Origin of the sequence: Bradyrhizobium sp. CCBAU 051011 (genome assembly GCF_009930815.1) — a bacterium.
GTDB lineage: Bacteria > Pseudomonadota > Alphaproteobacteria > Rhizobiales > Xanthobacteraceae > Bradyrhizobium.
Genome location: NZ_CP022222.1, coordinates 3,947,248 through 3,968,147, shown reverse-complemented (window position 1 = coordinate 3,968,147; position 20,900 = coordinate 3,947,248). Strand labels below are relative to the sequence as shown.

The following is a 20,900-nucleotide window of genomic DNA, read 5'->3' as shown; positions in this document are numbered from 1 at the left end:
CTTGATCGGCGATCCAGCACGCCGCAGCCGGCGTTGTGGCGGAAAACTGACGACGCGGAGTGCTGGATGCCCCGCCTGAAGCGGGCCATGACAGGAACTAGCGATGCATGTGCTGCATGGCGAGCAGCACGATCACGGCGAGCGCCAGCACGATCGTGGTGCTTTTCCAGAACAGCAGCGGATTGCGATCGATCAGCGGCGTCCGCGACGTCGAGAGATAGTTCGCATTGGGATGGCGCAGGTCGAACAAAAATTCCGAAAAACTGTCGTAGCGTTTGAGGGGATTGGGATGCACGGCCTTTTCCAGCGTGCCGTCAATCCATTGCGGTATGTCGCGGTCGCCATGCGATGCCGGACGGTAGACCAGCTTGTTGAATTGCGACCGCGTTCGCGCCTGCGCGATCTGCGCGCCGTAGGGCAGTTTTCCCGTCATCATCTGGTAGGTGATGACACCGAGCGAAAACAGGTCCGAGCGCGTTGTCGCCGGCTCGCCGAGAAAATATTCCGGCGCGGTATATTGCTGGGTGCCGAGGATGTCGTTGCGCATGCCTGATGGCTCGGCCTCGACGACGCCCGTGATCTTGGTCGAGCCGAAATCGATGATCTTCACCGTTCCCGTGGCGTCGATCATGATGTTGTCGGGCCTGATGTCCTGGTGCAGCATTTCCTTGCGGTGGAAGGCGCGCAGACCCTTGGCGATCTGCTCGACGATGTCGCGCACGGTCTCAAGGCTCGGCTTCGGGTTATCGATCATCCACTGCGTCAGCGTCTGGCCGTCGATGTATTCGGTCGCGACATAGAGGAAGTTGCGCTTGCGCTGCAGCAGGCAGGGTTTCAGCACATGTGGGCTATCGATCCGCCGCGCCACCCACTCCTCCATCATGAACCGCTTCAGGTAAGCGGGATCGTCGCGCAGATCGATCGACGGAATCTTGATGGTGACGACCGCGTCGGTCTCGATGTCGACGGCGAGATAGATGTGGCTTCGGCTGGAGCCGTGAAGCTCGCGGACGATCCGGTAGCCGTCGAAGACCGCCCTCGCCTCCAGAAGCGGCGGCAGCGGCAGTTCATGCGGCTGCGCGAACACTTCGGCCGCGGCACCGTCGGGCACTTGATCGACGCGGACGATCTGGACGGTGAGATTGTCGGTGCTGCCGGCTTCAAAGGCCTGGTCGACAATCCCCTTCGCGGCCGCGTCGAGATCGCCGCCGCCCTCGTTCACCGCCTTTGCCATGCGACGGGCGCTCAGATGCTCGTAGATGCCGTCGGTTGCGAGCACAAAGACGTCGCCCGGCTCGATCCGCAACATCTGGTAGTCGATCTCGATTTGCGGATTTACGCCGAGCGCCCGGCCGAGATAGCTCTGCTGCGAGGAGATGACGATGCGGTGATCGTTGGTCAGTTGCTCCAGCGTGTTGCCGGAGAGACGATAGATGCGGGAATCGCCGATGTGAAAGAGATGCGCCGTGGTCGACTTGATGACCATGGCGGAGAGCGTGCAGACGTAACCGCGATCCTTGTCATAGGCATACTGGCTGCGCGTCTGCGAATGCAGCCAGGAATTGGTCGCCTCCAGCACCCGCTGCGCCGAGGTACGCACCGACCAGGATTCCGAGGTGCAGTAATAGTCGGTCAAAAACCCCTTGACCGCCGATTCCGCGGCGACCCGGCTGACCTTGCTCGTGCTGATGCCGTCAGCCAGCACGACGGCTATGCCCTTGAGGCTGAGCAGCGGCTCGTCCGGGATCAGGATGCCATGGAAATCCTGGTTGGTTTCCTTGGCTCCCTTATCGGAAAATTGTCCGACCGATATTTTCAGCTCGCGCGGCATTCCCACCCTTCACGACAATGGGCCTCTCCCTTGCGAGGAGAGGCCCATCCTCATCCTGGGATCAAGCGGCAATGCGGGAAGACGACCGCGAAGATGCCGCAGCCGACGCGCTGCGTGACGGGCCGGTCCTGACGTGGGTCGCGTACAGGGTCAGTCCGGTGAAGGCGAGGCCGCCGACGAGGTTGCCGACGACGGTCGGGATCTCGTTCCAGAACAGATAGTCCCACCAGGTGAACTTGCCGCCGAGCAGGAGACCCGACGGGAATAGGAACATGTTCACGATGGAATGCTCGAAGGTCATGAAGAAGAACAGCATGATCGGCATCCACATCGCGATCACCTTGCCGCTGACATGCGTGGAGATCATCGCGCCGACGACGCCGGCGGAAACCATCCAGTTGCAGAGCACGCCGCGGATGAACAGCGTCAGCATGCCAGCCGCGCCATGATTGGCATAGCCGACGGTGCGGCTCTCGCCGATCGTGCCGATCACCTGGCCGACCTTGTCCGGTGGCTGCGACCAGCCGAAGGTAAAGACGATCGCCATCATAACGGCGACCGTGAAGGCGCCAGCGAAATTGCCGATGAAGACGAGGCCCCAGTTGCGCAGCACGCCGCCGATCGTCACGCCCGGGCGCTTGTCGATCAGCGCCAACGGCGCCAGCACGAACACGCCGGTGAGCAGGTCGAAGCCAAGCAGATACAGCATGCAGAAGCCGACCGGGAACAGCGCGGCGCCGACGATCGGCACGCCTGTCTGCACGTTGATGGTGATCGCAAACGCGGCGGCAAGCGCGAGGATCGCTCCGGCCATGTAGGCGCGGATGACCGTATCGCGCGTCGACATGAAGATTTTGGATTCTCCGGCGTCGACCATCTTGGTCACGAATTCCGAAGGCGCGAGATAGGCCATTCCTGTTCCCCTTTTCGAGACAACGTTGAAGCGCGCCGGATGCTGCGCAGCCGTGCACCGATTGAGTGAAAAATCTTACCGTCCTCATGCGCGACGAATTCCGCGCCGCCTCTGAACGGCACGGAACGACGCAGGTCACGCCGATCAGGGACTTGGGATGCGCGAGCTATCGTGAGGTGGTCCCGAAGACTGCTCGAAGCGCCTCACTTGAGGCTGCTTGATCCCAACGCCTTCGGCCAACGCTGGCCTTGGCAATCCGAACGGACGGCAGTCGTCATTGACTGAGACGGGATTAAGCAATCGATGTGCCAACCCGAAATCGAGCCAAAGGCTTAAAAAAGCGCGCATTTTTACGTGGTTATGGCCCTATCGCAGGATATCCCGATTGGGGCCGATGCCTTGTATTTGTGCAGTTGCACAGATGTTGCGCCTGCCGCGCAGCCCGCCCTTATCAGTCATTCCGAGGCGGCACGCACGGCGTGGGCCGGATTCGATTCGGTACGTTCGAGGCTCAATGGATTCGGGTTCGATGCTTTGCATCGCCCCGGAATGACGTAAGGACTATCCTCAGACCTCGACCGTCAGCCTGCCTCAAGGATCGGAAGGTTCAACGATGAGAGACAAGATCAACCTGACCGACAAGCTGGCCACGTTCAATGAGTATTGGTCGCCAAGAACCGTTGCGCGACTCAATAACTATGACGTCATGGTCGTGAAGGTGAAGGACGAGTTCGTTTGGCACAAACACGATGACACAGACGATTTTTTTCTCGTCCTGAAGGGCGTTCTCGACATCCAGCTGCGCGACCGAACAATCACGATCGGCCCCGGCGAAATGTACATCGTGCCAAAGGGCGTCGAGCATCGCCCGGTTGCCCGCGAGGAAGTACACCTGTTGCTCATCGAACCTTCCGGAACGCCAAATACCGGCGATGCCAAAACGGCGGCGCCACGCAAGACTGCATAGCGCATCACCTCCTTTCTCCTGTGGCCCTTCGCGAGTTATTGCGCCACCGCGCAAGCTTGGTCGCTCACGGGGCCAAGCGGACATTAGCCAGGCCGATAGTCCTGGCCGAACGACCCAACGCGGACGAGTGATTGCGCCCCCTTAAAACTTGATGCGCGAGCTTAACTTTCTTGTAGACCGCGAATGCTAGTACCAAGGCGAATGGAAACTTCACCCGGCGCCGTCTGCCGTGATCCGAAACAAGTGACAAGGCGCCTCGTTTTTCACGAAAGTCGCCAGCGGAGTTGTGAGCATGACTAACGACGTGCCTTGGTATGTAAGTTTGATTGTCTCCTGGCTTCCGTTCCTAATCATAATCGGTACTATCGCGTGGCACGGACGACAGGTTCGGAAGGCCATGACAGCCAACGACGGTCGTTCGTTGGCACAGGTATTCGATGACGTTGCGCGGGAGATGAGACGCGCCAATGATCTCCGGGACGGCAGCAAGCCGTAAAAACCACAGCCGACAAGACTATCGTGCATGGGTCATGATTGTGCGCTCTCGGCTTATTGTCCGCATCAGGGGCGCAGACGAACGCATTCCGGTTCAATCCAGATGGAGTGCATGTAGTTCTTCTCGCCGACGACTTCGCCCACGTGCAACTCCAGAAGCCCGTTTTCGATGCCCTCAATGGGAAAGACGCGACCTACGCAAGCTTCGAACAACGCCTGAGTGCCCATTCCGGACGGCAGCGATGCCGGCACCGCTACTACTTCAACCAGATCCCCGATCTTCATGTCACACCATTCGGCCGCATCAGTTGGTAGATCTTTTTCATACCAGAAGGTCAATCTACGGAAGGCGGTTGTACCGGCCACGTCCATGGACATCGCAGAGGACGATGGTCATCCCCTCATGACCCTGCCTGCCAGCAGTAAAATGTTGTCCGTCAATTTCGATTTGGCTCATGAACTTGACTTCGAAATCCCGCCACCCGACTTCATGCCATGCGCGGAGAAGGAGCGGCCGGCCGCGCTCATCCTGCTCCTCGTATCCAACCGAGTAGGGCTCAACGCTGTACCGTTCGCCTCGATGCGTGAACGACACCATTTCCCGCGCTGCTATGGCTTGACAGAGTAATTCTGTGCTCATGTCCGGTTACACTCATTAGTGATCTCCGCCCCCGCCAGAACTATCCTGATAGTCGCCGCTGTGCTGGGCGCTCCCGCTACCGTCGCCTGATCCAGTCTCGGAATGAAAGAAGCCCCAGCGGTGCGCATCTATAACCATGGACGTGTAAAGTGCTCTAACCGCGCCGTATTCAGGATCGGTAGGCCTGAGGTCATCAAGCCTCTTCCGCAGCTCGGCCAAATGTTTCAGCCTTGCTTGCTTATTGAAGAGCCAATAGATGCCGAGGCCCACCGCGAGAAGGGCAACAACGCCGAACACGATGCCGGTGGTCGCTGCAGGACGCGTCAACGTGTCCATTGTGGTTCGCTTTAAGATGGTAACAGCCACCTTGTTAGTCGAAAGTGATTAAGGCTTGACTGAGCAATTTCCGAAAAGTTTGCCCATGTCCGCTTTCGCGGCCCATTGCGCCGCCGCGAGCTTGGTCGCTCACGGGGCAAAGCGTGACATGATCTTCGTTGGGTCACGTCACCAAGTTTATGGATACACGGCCTACTTCGTCTGTGTCCGCACCGGCCGGTCCTTCAGGCCGTTATTGTCATAGGCCTTGCGCAGCGTGCCGTTGGCGATCGCTTCGTTCAAAAACTTGACCGCGAACGCGAGTGACAGCGGATGATTGAGCGGCACCGCGACCGCCGTGACCGTTTGCTTGAAGGTTTCCTCCAGCACGCGGGTGCCCGGGATCTGCTTCGCCATGGCGTTGAGCTGGTCGCGCGACAGCGCGAACGCGTCGATTTCGCCAGCCTTGAGCAGACCGAAGATCTCGTCATAGGTCTGGTAGCCCGTGACCTTGGCGTTCTTCAGATGCGCGATCGCACCGCGCATGGTGGTCGTGTTGTTGACCGCGGCGACCTTGATGCCGGGTTGATCCAGCGTCGCAAAATTCGTCACCGTCGAACCCGGCTTGACGATGTAGGTCGCGTCAGCAACCTCATAGATCGGGCCGAACGACATCCGCCCTTCCCTCTCGGGATCCTTCGGCAGGAAGGTGATGTCCCAGGTGCCTTTCGATGCCGCATCGACGATCTGCCCGGAATTGTTGTGCGCGACATATTCGACGGGAACGCCGAGTTGCTCCGCCATCGCCTTGCCGAGATCGACCGGCACGCCGGCGTAACCGGTATCGGTCTTGGTCGACCAGAACGCGCCGCCGGCCGGACTGATCGCGATCGCCACTCGCAACTTCCCCGTCGGCGCGATCTCATTCTTCAAGGCATCCGCTGCGGCAGGCATCGTCATCATCACCGTCAGTCCCAGCAATAGACCGGCCATTCCCGGCAAACGTTGATTGAACATCGGGAGCTCCTCCCCTGGCGGCTGGCGCCGCCCATCCTTTCACGGATGATCACTGTTTCTTTTTCTTTGCCCCGGCGGCGCCTTTTTGTGTCGCCGCAGCCGGGCTTGCCGGCTTGGCCGGCTCGGCCGTTTCGAACTTGCCGATAACAATGATCTGCACGCGCGCATTGGCAGGCGACGCCGGACGATTGACATCCTGCAACTGTTCTTCGCCTAAACCAAGTGCCTGCAATCGCTTCGGCGCCACCTTGAAGGTGTTCACCAGCACGTCGCGGATCGATTCCGCGCGCCGCTGGCTCAGGATCAGATTATGGTCGCGCCTTCCGGCCGACTCGACGTGGTCGACGATCAGATAGCGGTAGGGCCGCGTCTTCGGGTCCGTGAGCGCGTCGGCGATGCTGCCGATGGTCTGATAGGAGGCCGGCCGGATCAGGGAAGAGTCCTGGTCGAACACGACGTCGAAACGGAGCTGCGGCAGTTTCGTCAATTGCGGCGCGATCGGCGGCCGCTTCTGCGGCTGGGCATCCGCCCTCGCTTTGATGCGGTCGGCAGCCTGCTGGCGCAACGCAGCCAGATCGAGATCCAACTCGGCTTCGACGGCAAGCTTCTCGATGATATCAGCGGTCGACGTCACGGTTTGCGCACGCGCCGCGGCTGTCGGCCAGGCCATCAGGGACAGGACGCCCAGCAAAAGGCCGATGTCGCGCAGCCTTCCTCTTATCGACTGCATCAGTGATACCCCGCCGCGCTGATCGCCTTGTTACAGTTCGGGGTCGCCTTCTTGGTCGATTCCAACAGGCATTGCAGTCCCTTGACGGGGTCCTGCCGCACCTCGCCGCAAAAACGGTTCAGCTCCCAATTGCACAGTTTTACAAGGGAGGTACGCGCGGTAATGCGCGCTTGGATGGCGCCGAGGGCCTGGGGATAATCGGCCTTGCACTTCGCCGACACCACGTCCTGGTTGCGGCCCAGGCACTCCCGCAGGCGCGTCGCATCGAGATTGACGCCGCGGCAATTGTCATCGATGTCCTTGCCGCAGCTTGCGGCCAGCATGGCCCCCGCTTTTTCGAAATTCATGGTCTGCGCTGCCGCCAGCGAAGGCAACGATATCGCAATGATGCAAAGGAAAAGCCGGATTCGGGTCATGCGCGCACCTCACACAAGGAGGGTGGCGATGGTCAAGTGTTCTGTTCGATTTAGCTTCGCTGCCTCGAGCTATTGCGCCGCAGCAAATCGTCGCGGGTGGCCGAGGCGCGTACGCCCGGATATGCAATATCCCCTTATACCAGCCGCCTGCACCATGACAGGGTCATGACGCCATGAGTTCGACCGCCGCGTTTCTGGCTTCCTTCGCCTCGATCCTGATCGGCGCGGTCATTGGCGGAGCGACCTTCGTCGTCAGCGAGACCGCCGAGCGGTTCTAGCGCGGTCGAAGAGCTCAGACCGTCCAACGCGGAACAGACCTCGCTGAAAGCGCGTATTATTCAGCTTACGACCGATATGGGCCGGACACGGCTTCTGGTGTTCACGCAAGCCGACGATGCGATACCGCTGCCGTTCTTCATCGTGCTGGTGTTCTGGCTGGTGGTGATCTTCTCCAGCTTCAGCCTGTTCGCAGAGCCGGGCCTGATCGTCGTCGTATCTACGCTCGTATTCGCTCTCTCGGTATCGAGCGCGCTGTTCTTGATCGTCGATCTCAGCCACCCCTTCCAGGGCCTGATGCAGGTCTCGAACCATCACCTGCAGATGGTGCTGCCGACGATCGAATGAATATGTTCCCGCTTTTGCGCTAACGCGGCCCTGCGGGTCCGGATCATGCTCTACGGCGCGGCTTGCGCCGCAGGCACCTTGATCTCCTGCGGCAGGATGATCGCAGCCACGATCACCAATAGGCACAGCGCGCCGAACGCCTGCAGCATGGTGGAGAATCCGCCTTTTTCATAGAGCCATGCCACCAGGCCGACGGAGGCGCCGGCCGCGGTGAAGCCGACGAAATAGCGCACCGAATAGGCGCGCGAGCGCCATTCCTCGGTAGTGTATTTGCCGACCATGGCGTCGTTTACGGTGACCTGTCCGAAGGCACCCATCACGATGCCGATGGAAGCGATGATCAGCGGCAGGTTCGACAGCGTCGCCGCGAAATACATGAACGGCGCCAGCAGAAACGACAGCGGCAGCATCACGGTCTTCAGCGAATAATGATCGATCAGCTTGCCGATGGTGTATTGCGTCATCGCGCCGAACACGTAGACGCCGGCCGCAATGACACCGAGCAGCGCCGGGCTGTTGGTCATGCCGGCCAGCCGCTCGGCGAACAGCTTTGGCATCGCCACCGTGATGGCGTTGAAGGTCGTGGATATCGCGATCACCACGATCAGCAGCGCCAGCAGCACCCGCCACATGTCCTGCTTCGCCACCCTCGCCTGCGCCGCCGCCTGCTTGGTGCCGGTGCGGTTCTCGTGCACCACCATCTGCGCAAAGACGACGCCGATCAGGATGGTGACGATGCCCGGCGCGATGAAGGCCCAGCGCCAGCCGAGATATTGCCCGATCACGCCGGTGACCAGCGCCGAGGACGCCACGCCGAGATTGCCCCAGACGCCGTTCAGGCCCATCTCGCGGCCGAGCCGGTCGGCATAGGAGACGATCATCGCGGTACCGACCGGATGATAGATCGAGGCGAACAGGCCGATTGCCAGCAGCGCCGCCCCGAGTTGCAGCGGCGTTTGCACGAAGCCGACGGCGATCATCGACGCGCCGATCCCCAAAAAGAAGATCACCATCATGTGGCGCCGGCTCCAGCGGTCGCCGAGCCAGCCGGTGATCAGCGAGCCCGCCCCGAAGGCGACGAAACCGGGGGTGGCGTACGGCAACAGCTCCGAATAGGCCATGCCGAGCGCCGGCCCCATGATGATGACGGCGGCCGCAAAAATGAGCATCGAATAATGGTCGATGAAATGGGCGGCATTGACGAAAGTGATGACCCGGCTGGGGCTGTTCATGGTCGATTCCCGAATCCCGTAACGTTTAGAAATAGGTTATACGGGGATGTCCTGACGGGATGTCGCCAATGAATATCGCCGAAAAGCCAATTGCCGCCATTATCGGGCGCCTCACCTCGACCGGCGACGGCATCCACATGATCGCCAACAGCTACAAGAAGGGCTTCCGGATCCACACCCACATGCACCGCGAGGCGCAGCTCGTCTATGCGGCCAAGGGGACGATGCAGGTGACGACGCCGAAAGGCCGCTGGCTGGTGCCGCCGGACCGCGCTGTGTGGGTTCCGGCGCTATCGGAACATGCGATCGACGTGCTGGCCGATATCGAGATGCGGACACTTTATTTCGAACTCGACTGGCTGCAGCGCGAAGTGCGCAGCCACAGTCTCGATGCGGAATTCGTGGTGCGGGTGTCGCCGCTCCTGCACCAGACCATCCTCGCTTTGTTCGACGATCGCGGCGACCGCGAACGGACCGAGCTTCTGTTGCGGCTGGTCATGATGGAGCTCGACCAGGCGGAGGATTCGGCCACCTTCATCCCGCTGCCACATGAGCCGCGCTGCCGGCGCGCCGCCGACATCGTGCTCGCGGACGTGACCGGCGACCATGAAATCGAAACGCTGGCGCGCCAGGTCGGCACCTCGGCGCGGACGCTGTCGCGGCTGTTCTCAGCAGAAACCCAATTGAGCTTCAAGAGCTGGTGCCAGCGTGCCCGGATTGCAGCCGCCATCGAGAGGCTGTCGACGGAGGCCGGGGTCTCGGTCAAGCAGCTCGCCTCGGATCTGGGCTACGCCAGCGTGCCTGCGTTTTCCCATGCCTTCCGGCAGGTTACCGGCAAAACCCCGACGGAATTTGCCGGCAAGGAGTGAGTAATCCCTTTGCGGAGGCATGACATATTTCCGTACGGTCCATGCGCTTGATTGTGATCGGCACCGCCCTAAATTCTGTATAAGATTCCGGCACCCTCACTGGATTCGACTTAACCGCATGGCCAACGCCTTTTTCTCCGACCTTCTCGCGACGATCTCAGAACGTGGCCGAACGCTGCTGCGCAGGGGCGAGCCGTCGGTCGCCCGCCAGGACTCGTCCGAACTGCTTGAACTCTGCGAGGCGCTGCTGTCGGGCCGCGGCGAAGCGTCAGCCACCGCGCTCGCGCGCGACGTGCTCGATCGCTACCACGATCTCGACGCCGCCGGCCGGCTGACCTTCTTCGAAACGCTGGCCCGCGACTTCGGACCCGACCGCGAAAAACTGTCGCAGGCGATCGAAAGTTGGCGCAGCCAGCCGAACGACAGCGATGCCAGCGACCTTCACTTTGCTTCCGAGCCGCGGCGGCAGGAATTGATCCGCCGGCTCAACCGTGCGCCCGGCGGCACCAGCGACCTGGTGGCGATGCGCGCCGACCTGCTTGCCCTGATGAAGGGCAACAAGGATCTGGCCGCGCTCGACCGTGACGTGGTGCATCTGCTGTCTTCTTGGTTCAACAGGGGATTTCTCGTGCTGCGCAGGATTGATTGGTCGACGCCGGCCAATATTCTGGAACAGATCATTCGCTATGAGGCCGTGCACGAAATCCGCGACTGGGCCGACCTGCGCCGCCGCATCGACCCGGTCGACCGCCGCTGCTACGCCTTCTTCCATCCCCAACTCAACGACGAACCGCTGATCTTCGTCGAGGTCGCGCTGACCGAGACAATTCCAACCGCGATTGCGCCGCTACTCGCAGCCGAGCGTCAGCCGGTGCCGATCGATCGCGCCCGCACGGCCGTGTTCTATTCGATCTCGAACACGCAGAAAGGGCTTGGCGGCATTTCCTTCGGCAGCTTCCTGATCAAGCAGGTGGCCGAGGAATTGCGGCGCGAATTGCCCAAGCTCGATACGTTCATCACGCTGTCGCCGGTGCCGGGCTTCATGCAATGGCTGAAAAAGGGCGACGACGTTCCGCTCACCGACGAGGAGCGGACGCTGCTGGAGGCCCTCGACAAGCCGGACTGGTTCGAGGATGCGGAACTGACGGCGCAATTGCGCGCCGTGCTGGAGCCCTTGGCGGCGCATTATTTCCTCAAAGCCCGCACCTCAAAAGGCCGGCTGGTCGATTCGGTCGCCCGCTTCCACATCGGCAACGGCGCGCGGCTGGAAAAGATCGACTGGCTTGGCGACCTCTCGGCGAAGGGCCTGCGCGAATCCGCCAGCATCATGGTCAACTACCTCTACCGGCTCGAGGACATCGAGAAGAACCACGAGGCTTACGCCAACCAGGGCGAAATCGCCGCCTCCAGCGCGGTGAAGAAACTGCTCAAGAGCGAGGGGCGGCGGCTGCTGGATATGCGGCTGTCGTAGCCGGCGCGCTTCCTGCGCCGGTCTCAACTGGAATTCATCACGCATGGCTTCCGACGGCCTCACGCCGGCCAGCGATCAAGGCGTCACGGGACAGCAGCCGAAGCCGACCGATCCTGCGCGGCGCATCGACGCCATCGATGCCTTGCGCGGTATTGCCCTGTTCGGCGTTCTCGCCATCAATCTCGTGATGGGATTCCGCGTTTCCATCTTTGAGCAGTTTCTGTCCGCCAAGTCCGCTGCATCACCGGTCGACCGCGTCGTCGAAACGATCCTGATTCTTGGCATCGACATGAAGGCGTTCGCGCTGTTCTCGATGCTGTTCGGCGCGGGCCTTGCCATTCAGTTCGAGCGGCTTTCTGCGAGTCCGCGACGCGCGCGCCTTCTCATACGCCGGCTGGCGGTGCTGCTCGCGATCGGCCTGCTTCATCTGTGCCTGATCTGGTATGGCGACATCCTGACAGAATATGCGCTGGCCGGATTAATCGTGCTGCCGTTTCTGTGGGGACCGCGCTGGCTGCTGGCGTGCGGCGCGCTCTCGTTCCTGGCGCTGTATCTTTTGATGCAGGCCTACCCGCCGGCGGGACTGTTCCCCGCCACGGCGACGATCGCAAGCGCGGTCGCCGAGGAAAATCGCGTCTATGCAACCGGCGGATTCGCGGACGCGCTGGCCTTGCGGCTCCGCGAGCTTCCTCTGATCCTGCCCCTACATGTCTATATTTTTCCGCGCACGATCGGGCTGTTTCTTCTTGGAGCTTACGTCTGGCGCACAGGCCTCCTGCGAACTCCGCGTCAAGGCCTCATGTTCTCGATCGCGGCCGTAGGAATTGTCCTCGGCGCGACCCTGACCATCCTCAGCCATGTCAGGGGCCTCTTGTTCAGTGATGCCTCCGGCACCATCCTGCTGGCGCTGGGTTATGCCGCCGCCATCATCGGCATCGCCAATCTCAAGAGCGGAAAGATGTTGCTCGGCTGGGCTGCGCCCCTGGGGCGCATGGCCTTCACCAGCTACCTCGCGCAATCCCTAATCTTCGGCTGGATTTTTTACGGGTACGGCCTCGGTCTATTCGGCCGCCTCGGCGCCGCCAGCGCGCTGGCCATCGGCATCGCCGTCTACGTCGGACAGGTGTTGTTCAGCGCGTGGTGGCTGCGCCGCTATCGGTACGGCCCTGTCGAATGGCTGTGGCGTACGTTGATGTATGGTGTACGACAGCCGATGCTGCATTCACCAATTGAGGCGGTGCGATGACGATAGACTGGACCGACGACCGGGCGGGCGTGGACTGGCAGGAGCTGGAGGCCCTCTATCGGGCCGCGCCGCTCGGCAACAAGAATGCGGACGATCTCGAAGTGGTGTTCGGCAACAGCATGTTCTGCTGCTTTGCCCGCGACAATGGCCGGCTGGTCGGCGCCGGCCGCGTCCTGGCTGACGGACGCGACTGCGCCTATCTCTGCGACGTAGCGGTCCTGCCGAGCCATCAGGGAACTGGTCTCGGCAAACAGATCATCGAGCGCCTGCTCGCCAAATCGCAAGGGCACACGAAGATCATCCTTTACTCGGTGGTCGGCCGCGAGCCGCTCTACGCAAAATTCGGTTTCCTGCGGATGAAGACCGCAATGGCGATTTTCAGGAACCGGCAAGCGGCGATCGACAAGGGGCTGGTGTCCGAGAACTGATCGTAACAGGCTGCCGGCAGGGGAATTCGTGTCAGGTCTTGTACTCATAGAGCAACCGGGCCCGAATGGTGCCTTCCAGCGCCCGGATATCCGCGAGCACGCGCTGGCCGTCGGCGGCCGACGCGTCGACATCAAGCACCACGTAGCCGACGTCGTGGGCGGTCTCGTAGTATTGCGCGGCGATGTTGACGGCATGACGCGCCAGCACTTCGTTTAAACGCCCGAGCATACCCGGCAGGTTACGCTGCACCTGAATGAAACGCGTGCCTAACGGCCGCGGCGGCAATTGAACCTGCGGGAAGTTGACGGCGCCCATGGTTGAGCCGGAATCGCTGTATTCGACCAGCTTGCGCGCGACTTCGGCGCCGATGCGCTCCTGCGCCTCCTCGGTCGAGCCGCCGATGTGCGGCGTCAGTATGACGTTCTCCAGTCCCTGCAGCGGCGAGACGAAACGCTCGACGTTCGAGCGCGGCTCGACCGGAAAGACGTCGACTGCGGCGCCGCGAAGCCTGTTTTCGCGTAGCGCCTCGGCAAGCGCTTCGAGGTCCACGACGGTGCCGCGGCTGTTGTTGATGAAATAAGCTCCCTGCTTGATCGCGCGAATCTCGTCGCGCCCGATCATCCCGTGCGTGGCGGGAGTTTCCGGCACATGCAGGCTCACGACGTCGCTTTGTGCCAGGAGCTCATGCAGGCTCGCGGTCGGCTCAGTGTTGCCGTGACGAAGCCTGTCGGTGTGATCATAGAAGATCACCCGCATGCCCATCGCTTCCGCGAGGTTGGAGAGCTGCGAGCCGATATTGCCGTAACCGATGATGCCGAGCGTCTTGCCCCTCACCTCGTAGCTGTCGTTGGCCGACTTGTCCCAACGTCCTTCATGGGCGGCGTTGGAGCGCGCGACGATCCGGCGCAGCAGGATGACGATCTCGCCGATCACGAGTTCTGCCACGCTCCGCGTGTTGGAGAACGGCGCGTTGAATACCGGAATCCCGCTCCGGCGCGCGGCATCGAGGTCCACCTGGTTGGTGCCGACACTGAAACATCCGACCGCGATCAGCCGGTCCGCGGCGTCAAGAACATCCGTGGTGATTTGCGTGCGCGAGCGGATGCCAAGCAGATGCACGCCCTTGATGGCCTCCTTCAGCGCATCGCCCTCGAGCGCCTTGGGCAGGCGCGTCATGTTGGAATAGCCGGCAGCCTCGATCATCTGCACGGCGCTGTCGTTGACACCTTCAAGGAGCAAGACCCGGATCTTGTCCTTCGCAAGCGAGAGTTGGGGAAGCGTGTTGGCCAAGATCGCGGCGCTTTCGTTTAATGGTCTATCTATTCGTCATGCCCGGGATTTCCTTGATTGTCCGGGGGCATGACACATGTGGTGCGAAAAGTGCGTCCCAATCAGGACTTCGGCTTGTCGCGGAAATACGGCTCGACCGGGCCGTGCACCTTGATGGTCAGCGGGTTGCCGTAACGATCCTTGGCGTTGCCGGCGGTGACGCGTACCCAGCCTTCGCTGATGCAGTATTCCTCGACATTGGTCTTCTCGACGCCCTTGAAGCGAATGCCGACATCGCGCGCGAGGATCTCGGCATTGTAATACGGGCTGTTCGGATCGACCGAGAGACGGTCGGGGAATTGGTCGTTCATCGCTTTGTTGGTCTCGCTCACAGCAGTGCCTCGATATCTTTTTTTAATCCCTCGGGGATGGCGGTTGGCGCGTAACGCCCGACCACCCCACCCGACCGGTCGACCAGGAATTTGGTGAAATTCCATTTGATCGACGAACCCAGCAATCCCGATTTCGCGTTCTTCAGATGGTTGAACAACGGATGCGCCTGGCTGCCGTTGACGTCGATCTTGGCGAACATCGGAAACGTCACGTCATACTTGCTTGTGCAGAACTCCTCGATCTGTTTGGCGTCGCCCGGCTCCTGGCCGCCGAACTGGTTGCAGGGAAAGCCGAGCACCGCAAAGCCACGCGGCGCGAATTCACGATGCAGCTGCTCCAGCCCTCTATATTGCGGCGTGAATCCGCAGGCGCTCGCGGTGTTGACGATCAGGAGCGCCTGCCCCTCAAACCGCTTCAGCGGAACCTCTTCGCCGGCGAGCGACTGCGCCGTAAAATCATAAATGCCTGGCATGGTCCTCTCTATCAGCCGGCGGGATCGATCGCCGCCGAGGGCGTTCCGCCAGCTTCCACCGCCTCGCCCGCGGCGAGACACAGATCTTCGCGATACCGCCCGGAAACCAGTTGCACGCCGACCGGAATGCGTCCGACCAGCCCGGTGGAGACCGTTAGCCCGGGAAGCCCCATGAAGGGAATGGCGATCTGCGGCAATTGCGCATGCCAGACGCGCGCGAACGACGCATCGTCCTTGCGGTCGAGCTGATCGGGGAACGGCAATTCGCCGGATACCGGCATCAGCAGCACGGCATAGTTTTCGAAGAACGCCAGCCATTCCCGCGTCAGCGTCGCGCGCCGTGTCAGCGCCTTCGACAGATCGAACGGATGCACTTTCGCCCTGTTGCCGCGCAGGCAGGCCAGCGCACCGGGATCGCCCTCGCGTTCGGCCGCTTCCAGTTGCGCCTCATAACCATCGCCGAGCCAGAGCTTTGTCTGCAGATCGGCCGGCTCGCGCAGCGGCGGCGTGTTCGCGATCTCCTCGACAATCCAGCCCGCGCGCTCGAGCCGCTTGCCGGCGTCGGCGACCGCGGCCTTCACTTCGGGCACGGGATCGAGCCCATCCGGATTGAGACACATCGCGACGCGCTTAGGCATCGCCGGCCCCTCCAGCGGCGCCGGCACCCACCAGGGATCGCGATAATCCTTCGCCGACATCGCCGCCAGCGCGATCCTGATATCGTCGATGGTGCGGGCCAGCGGGCCGGAGACCGCGCTGATCTGCGGCCCGATGGGACGGTCGGGCAGCGCCGCGTTGAACGCGGCGATGCGCCCCATGGTCGGGCGCAGGCCATGCACGCCGCAGGCGTAAGCCGGATAGCGGATCGAGCCCGCGATGTCGGTGCCGTGAGCGATATGTCCGATGCCGGCCGCGACCGCCGCCCCCGCGCCGCCGGACGAACCGCCCGGCGTGATCGAGGGATCGCGCGGGTTCTTGGTGTCGCCATGGATGAGGTTGGTGGTGAACCAGCGATAGGAAAATGCCGGGCAATTGGTACGTCCCAGAATGACGGCGCCGGCTTTGCGCAGATTGTCGATCACCGGGCTATTGCTCTTCGCAATGGTATCCCGCTGCAGTTTCAGCCCGTTGGTAGTGGCAAAGCCCTGCTGATCGATATTGACCTTTACCGTGACAGGCACGCCGCCGAGGGGACCTGTGTCTTCGCCGCGGTCGATGGCGGCATCGATGGCGGACGCCTGAGCAAGAACGTCCTCGGGCCTATGGTCGACCACGGCATTGATTTTGGGATTGACGGCGTCGAGCCGCGACAGCGCCGCGGTCGCCGCTTCCCTGGCCGACACTTTCTTCGACCTGATCAGCGAGGCCATTTCCGCAGCCGACAGACGCCATAGATCCTGCATGCAAAACTCCGTTTGATAGCCGCCCTTTTAGAGCGTTTTCAAGCGAAGTGGAAACCGGTTCGCGTCAAGAAAACGCGTCAAATCAAAAATCACCGCCCAGCGCAGGGCAATGCCAGCGGGAGGTAATGGCAGGGCGCGCACTTCCTCTCCCCGCGAAGGGTCGGGCGAGGGAGGGCAAAGGCGGTGCCAGAGCTAGCGCATATGGGCGATGTAATAGGCGAGATCGGCGATCTGCGCTGCCGCGATCGGCGCCATCACGTCAGCCATGCTCGCATCATAGCCGCGGCGGCTGTTGTCCTTGTACTCGGCAACCGTCTTGGCGAGATAATCTTCGCGCTGGTTGGCGATGCGCGGGACGTTTTCCTTCCCCGACAGATCAGGGTTGTGGCAGGTGTCGCAGCGGTGCTGCTGCACCAGCGCCTGGCCGCGCTGCATCCGCGCCAGATCGCCATTTTCGCCTGGCGGCTCAGGCTTCGGCATCCTGGCGATGAAGTCGGAGAACAGGCGAAGATCGTCGTCGGTCAGCGCCTTTGCCATCTCGTTCATCGGCTCGAAGACGCGCAGCTTCTCGCGAAACATGAAGAGCTGGATCAGCGTGTAAGGCGCCTGCTGGCCGCCGAGCGAGGGCGTGTTTTCGGTTTCGGACTGGCCCTTTTCGCCGTGACAGGCGAGGCACGGCGCGATGCGCTGTTCGATGGTTTCGGCGGACACAGATGTTGCTATCACCGCAAACACAAGTGCTGTTATTGTTTTTTGCATCAGCCGACTCCGGATACTCCTGTCATTGCGAGGAGCGATAGCACGAAGCAATCCATGTCTCCGCAAGTGGCGGAATGGATTGCTTCGCTTCGCTCGCAATGACGGTTGTTGCTGATCTACTACGACTTCCCGGCCACCTTCTGCTTGCCGTGGGTGATGCGGTAGACGGCGCCGTTCCAGTCGTCGGAGACCAGCAGCGAGCCGTCCTTCATCTGCAGCACATCGACCGGGCGGCCGATATATTTGTTGTCTTCCAGGAAGCCGGTGAGGAACGGCTCCATCGACTTCATCGTGCCGTCCTTGTTCAGCTTGGCAATGACGACATCACCGCCGACTTTCCTGGAGCGGTTCCAGGAGCCGTGCCGGGCGATGATGGCCACGTTCTTGTAGGTCTTCGGGAACATGCTGCCGGTGTAGAACCGCATGCCGAGCGCTGCGGAATGCGGCCCCAGCAGGCCGACCGGGGCAGTGTAGTCGCTGCAGGATTTACCCCAGCCGAATTCGGGGTCGAGGATGTTGCCCTGCAGGCAGTACGGCGTGCCGAAATGTTCGCCGACCTTGGTGATACGGTTCAGTTCGTCCTCGGGCACGTCTTCCGACATCCAGTCGCGCCCATTGTCGGTGAAGTAGAGCTGCTTGGTCTCCGGATGCCAGTCGAAACCGACCGTGTTGCGGACGCCGCGGGCGATCACTTCCGCGCCGGAGCCGTCGAGGTTCATCCGCCTGATGAGGGCGTGTTCGTCGCTGTTCAGCACGTTGTTGCCGGGCTGGCCGACGGGAACGTAGAGCTTGTTGTCGGGACCGATGCCGATGAACTTCCAGCCATGGGCTTCGTCCTTGGGCAGCTTGTCGAAGATCACGGTCGGCTTCGGCGGGTTGTCCAGGTTGTCCTCGACCTTCTCGATCTTGGAGACCTTCGACAGTTCGGCGATGTAGAGCGTGCCATCCTTGAACGCGATGCCGTTCGGACGGTAGAGGCCGGACGCCAGCACCTTGACCTCGCGTTTGCCGTCCTTGTTGACGATGGCATAGACCTTGTCGACCAGGCGGCTGCCGACGAACACCGTGCCCTTGTCGCCGAGCGCGAGCGAGCGGGCGTTCGCCATGCCGGCGGCATAAACCTCGATGTTGAAGCCGGCCGGGACCTTAAGCTTGGCCGTCGGCAACTTGTCCGGCGCCGCCGGTATGGGCGGCGGCGCATTCGGCGCAAGCTTGGCGGCAGCCTCGTTGCCGGCGGGACGGCCAATCAACGGCGAGCCGGGCGGAGGTGGCGCAGCGGCAGCCGGCGCGGCGGCGGTCGATGGTGCAGCGGCCGGGGGCGCAGCAGGCTGTTGGGCGGCTGCGGGCGGCGCGGTGGGCTGCTGCGCAGCAGCGGGCGAGTCGGCCGCCTGCTGGGCGGCGGCGCCGAGCGTGAATGCAGTCAAGAAGGCACCAGACAGCAGCAGGCTGCGCGGCACCGACAGATAGTTCATCATGGGCGTTCTCCCTGGCGGAAAGCCCTTCTCTTCGCGCGGGCGTCGTTTGATGCCGGCGCCGGAGGCTTTACCGGCCGGCACTCTCCGATATTTTTCCGCCAGTGTGCAATCGGAAAACTTCGCGCTTGGAGGTTGCACCGCCACAGCGAATGCTGCGCAAGCTCCGGCACCCGTCGGTTGCGCGATCGTCAGTGCCGGGTGATGGAGCCGCCGGGTGCATCGAGGATCGCTTCCGCGAACGGAAACTCCAGCACGATCTCGCCGTCGTCGTCGGTGACTTCGATGGTGGCGCTGAGAAGCGCTCCCTCGGCGCCATCCGTCTTGAGCAGTTCCCGGATCATGGCTCGCGCCATTTCCCAGGCGCGATCGGGATCGACAAGCACTTCGCCGTCGGGATCGGAAATCAGCTCATCGCCGATACGGGTGTTGAAATAATATCTCGGCATTGGCTGAAACCTGATTCCGTTAAGGCCCCGCCACCGGAGGCCGCCACTGTCTCACACTGTCACTGTCTCACAAGTTCCTTGTCCGGAGCCGGCAGCGCTCCGTTCTTCCAGAATTGGCCATTCGCGGCGCTGCGAACAACCGCGAAACACTTGATCCCACGTTGATTTGACCGGAACGCCCCGCACAACCCCGTGAAACCCCTTTGCAGCGCAGCATAACAATTAGGGGTTCCGGGAAAAAGATTTAACTGGCGAACTTTTTGGTCCGCATTACCTTAAGAGCATGGGCGGTGTTCGTCCGGTAGCAAAAGGAGAGGCTAAATGGCCTGGAAAGCGCCGAAAATCGTCGAAGTGCCGGTCGGCATGGAAATCAACATGTATATGTGCGCCACCCGGAAGTAAGCGGTAGCGCGTATCATTTCTCACGCAGGTGGATTTGCGGGCATGACGCATCCCCGATCGCGGGGCTGTGTCTGAGCCCGGAGTCCACCTCGTGGTGTTTGTATTAGTTCGCATCTTCGAGTTTGAATCTCCAGGAGACGGATCATGCTTCGCGTCGTCGTCCTGGGCGCCGCGGCGGGTGGCGGCGTTCCGCAGTGGAACTGCGGTTGTGCGGTGTGCACGAAGGCACGGAACGAAAATCAGGAATTGCAGAGCACCCAGGCCTCGATCGCGGTCAGCGCCGACGGCGAGCACTGGTATCTCGTCAACGCTTCCCCCGACCTGCGCCAGCAATTGATCGCGACGCCGCAGCTTCATCCCAAGGCCGGACAGCTGAGGCACAGCCCGATCGCCGGCGTGATCCTGACCAATGGCGAAATCGACGCGGTAGCGGGGCTATTGTCGATGCGCGAGGGTTCGCCGTTTACGCTATATGCGCATGAGCGGGTGCTTGCGATTTTGCGATCCAACAGCATCTTTAACGTGCTGGGCGAAAACAACGTGAAGCGGCGGCCGGTTGAGGTCGACAAGCCATTCGAGCCCACCCTGCCCGACGGCTCGCCATCAGGCATGGAAATCCTTCCCTTCGCGGTTCCCGGCAAGGGCGCGTGGTATCTCGAAGGCAAGGCGCATCCGGCGGGCGGCGATGGCGCGGGCGATACGCTGGGCTTGCGGATTCTGGACAAGGCCAGCGGCAAGTACTTCTATTTCCTGGCCGCCTGCGCTGACGTGACCGACGATCTCAAGTCGCGCCTTTCGGGCGCCGCGCTGGTGCTCTTTGATGGCACGGTGTGGCGCGACGATGAATTGATCGTGCAGGGCCTCGGCACCAAGACGGGACAGAGCATGGGCCATATTTCGATGTCGGGCGAGCATGGCGCGATCGAGAGCCTCGCCGGCCTCGACATCGGCCGCAAGGTGTTCTTGCATATCAACAACTCGAATCCTGCTCTGCTCGCCGGCTCGGACGAACGCAAAATCCTGGAACAGGCGGGCTGGCACATCCCCGCCGACGGAACGGAGATCACGCTGTGAATGTCGTGCCTA

Annotated in this window: 24 protein-coding genes; 9 read left to right on the top strand and 15 right to left on the bottom strand. The window is 61.8% G+C overall.

Features of this window, described 5'->3' with window-relative positions; all coding sequences use genetic code 11:
- Positions 1 to 97: 97 nt before the first annotated feature.
- Entirely contained in the window at positions 98 to 1,831 is a 1,734-nt protein-coding gene (locus ACH79_RS18665) for a bifunctional protein-serine/threonine kinase/phosphatase (protein WP_161852300.1), read from the bottom strand.
- Between the two features lie 61 nt (positions 1,832 to 1,892).
- The gene (locus ACH79_RS18660; RefSeq protein WP_161852299.1) at positions 1,893 to 2,744 is read right to left on the bottom strand and encodes a formate/nitrite transporter family protein; all 852 of its coding nucleotides are present in this window, start codon (positions 2,742 to 2,744) and stop codon (positions 1,893 to 1,895) included.
- Between the two features lie 613 nt (positions 2,745 to 3,357).
- Here ACH79_RS18660 and ACH79_RS18655 point away from each other — a divergent pair.
- Complete coding sequence (locus ACH79_RS18655) at positions 3,358 to 3,711, top strand: cupin domain-containing protein (RefSeq protein WP_161852298.1); 354 nt, start codon at positions 3,358 to 3,360, stop codon at positions 3,709 to 3,711.
- Between the two features lie 561 nt (positions 3,712 to 4,272).
- On the opposite strand, the gene ACH79_RS18650 is transcribed toward ACH79_RS18655, so the two are convergent.
- Positions 4,273 to 4,578 (bottom strand): hypothetical protein, encoded by a 306-nt coding sequence (locus ACH79_RS18650; protein WP_246738595.1) that lies wholly within the window; start codon positions 4,576 to 4,578, stop codon positions 4,273 to 4,275.
- Here ACH79_RS18650 and ACH79_RS18645 point away from each other — a divergent pair.
- Positions 4,577 to 4,834 (top strand): hypothetical protein, encoded by a 258-nt coding sequence (locus ACH79_RS18645; RefSeq protein ID WP_161852297.1) that lies wholly within the window; start codon positions 4,577 to 4,579, stop codon positions 4,832 to 4,834. The two genes, ACH79_RS18650 and ACH79_RS18645, sit on opposite strands and share 2 nt — an antisense overlap.
- 27 nt (positions 4,835 to 4,861) lie before the next feature.
- Here the strand turns inward: ACH79_RS18645 and ACH79_RS18640 are convergent, their stop codons facing one another.
- From ACH79_RS18640 to ACH79_RS18625, 4 genes are all read right to left on the bottom strand, one after another.
- A complete protein-coding gene (locus ACH79_RS18640; RefSeq protein WP_161852296.1) occupies positions 4,862 to 5,182 on the bottom strand; it encodes a hypothetical protein in 321 nt (106 codons plus the stop codon).
- 192 nt (positions 5,183 to 5,374) lie between these two features.
- Complete coding sequence (locus tag ACH79_RS18635) at positions 5,375 to 6,121, bottom strand: transporter substrate-binding domain-containing protein (RefSeq protein WP_371419462.1); 747 nt, start codon at positions 6,119 to 6,121, stop codon at positions 5,375 to 5,377.
- A gap of 106 nt (positions 6,122 to 6,227) precedes the next feature.
- A complete protein-coding gene (locus ACH79_RS18630) occupies positions 6,228 to 6,908 on the bottom strand; it encodes an OmpA family protein (protein WP_161852294.1) in 681 nt (226 codons plus the stop codon).
- The gene (locus tag ACH79_RS18625; protein ID WP_246738594.1) at positions 6,908 to 7,324 is read right to left on the bottom strand and encodes a hypothetical protein; all 417 of its coding nucleotides are present in this window, start codon (positions 7,322 to 7,324) and stop codon (positions 6,908 to 6,910) included. The genes ACH79_RS18630 and ACH79_RS18625 overlap by 1 nt, the downstream gene beginning before the upstream one ends.
- A 375-nt stretch (positions 7,325 to 7,699) precedes the next feature.
- Between ACH79_RS18625 and ACH79_RS45135 the strand changes: the two genes are divergently transcribed.
- Positions 7,700 to 7,948, top strand: coding sequence for a hypothetical protein (locus tag ACH79_RS45135; protein ID WP_371419426.1), 249 nt, complete (start codon positions 7,700 to 7,702; stop codon positions 7,946 to 7,948).
- Positions 7,949 to 7,998: 50 nt separating this feature from the next.
- Here ACH79_RS45135 and ACH79_RS18615 read toward each other — a convergent pair whose 3' ends face one another.
- On the bottom strand, positions 7,999 to 9,180 hold the full coding sequence (locus ACH79_RS18615; RefSeq protein WP_161852292.1) for an MFS transporter: 1,182 nt from the start codon (positions 9,178 to 9,180) through the stop codon (positions 7,999 to 8,001).
- A gap of 68 nt (positions 9,181 to 9,248) precedes the next feature.
- Here ACH79_RS18615 and ACH79_RS18610 point away from each other — a divergent pair, with 68 nt between their 5' ends.
- The 4 genes from ACH79_RS18610 to ACH79_RS18595 all read left to right on the top strand — a co-directional run bounded on the left by ACH79_RS18610 (position 9,249) and on the right by ACH79_RS18595 (position 13,194).
- A complete protein-coding gene (locus ACH79_RS18610) occupies positions 9,249 to 10,049 on the top strand; it encodes a helix-turn-helix transcriptional regulator (protein ID WP_161852291.1) in 801 nt (266 codons plus the stop codon).
- Between the two features lie 118 nt (positions 10,050 to 10,167).
- Entirely contained in the window at positions 10,168 to 11,520 is a 1,353-nt protein-coding gene (locus tag ACH79_RS18605; protein WP_161852290.1) for a malonyl-CoA decarboxylase, read from the top strand.
- A gap of 43 nt (positions 11,521 to 11,563) precedes the next feature.
- Positions 11,564 to 12,766, top strand: a complete 1,203-nt coding sequence (locus ACH79_RS18600; RefSeq protein WP_161852289.1) for a DUF418 domain-containing protein — start codon at positions 11,564 to 11,566, stop codon at positions 12,764 to 12,766.
- Positions 12,763 to 13,194: a GNAT family N-acetyltransferase gene (locus tag ACH79_RS18595; protein WP_161852288.1), complete on the top strand. Its 432-nt coding sequence runs from the start codon at positions 12,763 to 12,765 to the stop codon at positions 13,192 to 13,194. Before ACH79_RS18600 ends, ACH79_RS18595 begins: the two co-directional genes overlap by 4 nt.
- Positions 13,195 to 13,225: 31 nt before the next feature.
- Here ACH79_RS18595 and serA read toward each other — a convergent pair whose 3' ends face one another.
- The 7 genes from serA to ACH79_RS18560 all read right to left on the bottom strand — a co-directional run bounded on the left by serA (position 13,226) and on the right by ACH79_RS18560 (position 19,412).
- Positions 13,226 to 14,485 (bottom strand): phosphoglycerate dehydrogenase, encoded by a 1,260-nt coding sequence (gene serA, locus ACH79_RS18590; RefSeq protein WP_161852287.1) that lies wholly within the window; start codon positions 14,483 to 14,485, stop codon positions 13,226 to 13,228.
- A gap of 101 nt (positions 14,486 to 14,586) precedes the next feature.
- Complete coding sequence (locus ACH79_RS18585) at positions 14,587 to 14,856, bottom strand: DUF3297 family protein (RefSeq protein ID WP_246738593.1); 270 nt, start codon at positions 14,854 to 14,856, stop codon at positions 14,587 to 14,589.
- The gene (locus ACH79_RS18580; protein WP_161852286.1) at positions 14,853 to 15,329 is read right to left on the bottom strand and encodes a glutathione peroxidase; all 477 of its coding nucleotides are present in this window, start codon (positions 15,327 to 15,329) and stop codon (positions 14,853 to 14,855) included. Before ACH79_RS18580 ends, ACH79_RS18585 begins: the two co-directional genes overlap by 4 nt.
- A gap of 11 nt (positions 15,330 to 15,340) precedes the next feature.
- Positions 15,341 to 16,732 carry an amidase family protein gene (locus ACH79_RS18575; protein ID WP_161852285.1) on the bottom strand — a complete coding sequence of 464 codons (1,392 nt, stop codon included), beginning with the start codon at positions 16,730 to 16,732 and terminating at the stop codon, positions 15,341 to 15,343.
- Between the two features lie 192 nt (positions 16,733 to 16,924).
- Complete coding sequence (locus ACH79_RS18570) at positions 16,925 to 17,491, bottom strand: c-type cytochrome (RefSeq protein ID WP_161852284.1); 567 nt, start codon at positions 17,489 to 17,491, stop codon at positions 16,925 to 16,927.
- A 119-nt stretch (positions 17,492 to 17,610) separates the two neighbouring features.
- A complete protein-coding gene (locus ACH79_RS18565) occupies positions 17,611 to 18,966 on the bottom strand; it encodes a sorbosone dehydrogenase family protein (RefSeq protein ID WP_246738592.1) in 1,356 nt (451 codons plus the stop codon).
- A gap of 188 nt (positions 18,967 to 19,154) precedes the next feature.
- Positions 19,155 to 19,412: a hypothetical protein gene (locus ACH79_RS18560; protein WP_065752821.1), complete on the bottom strand. Its 258-nt coding sequence runs from the start codon at positions 19,410 to 19,412 to the stop codon at positions 19,155 to 19,157.
- A 321-nt stretch (positions 19,413 to 19,733) separates the two neighbouring features.
- On the opposite strand from ACH79_RS18560, the gene pqqA reads away from it, so the two are divergent.
- A complete protein-coding gene (gene pqqA / locus ACH79_RS18555) occupies positions 19,734 to 19,814 on the top strand; it encodes a pyrroloquinoline quinone precursor peptide PqqA (protein ID WP_057835625.1) in 81 nt (26 codons plus the stop codon).
- Positions 19,815 to 19,958: 144 nt separating this feature from the next.
- Complete coding sequence (gene pqqB, locus ACH79_RS18550; protein WP_161852283.1) at positions 19,959 to 20,888, top strand: pyrroloquinoline quinone biosynthesis protein PqqB; 930 nt, start codon at positions 19,959 to 19,961, stop codon at positions 20,886 to 20,888.
- Positions 20,889 to 20,900: the final 12 nt, after the last annotated feature.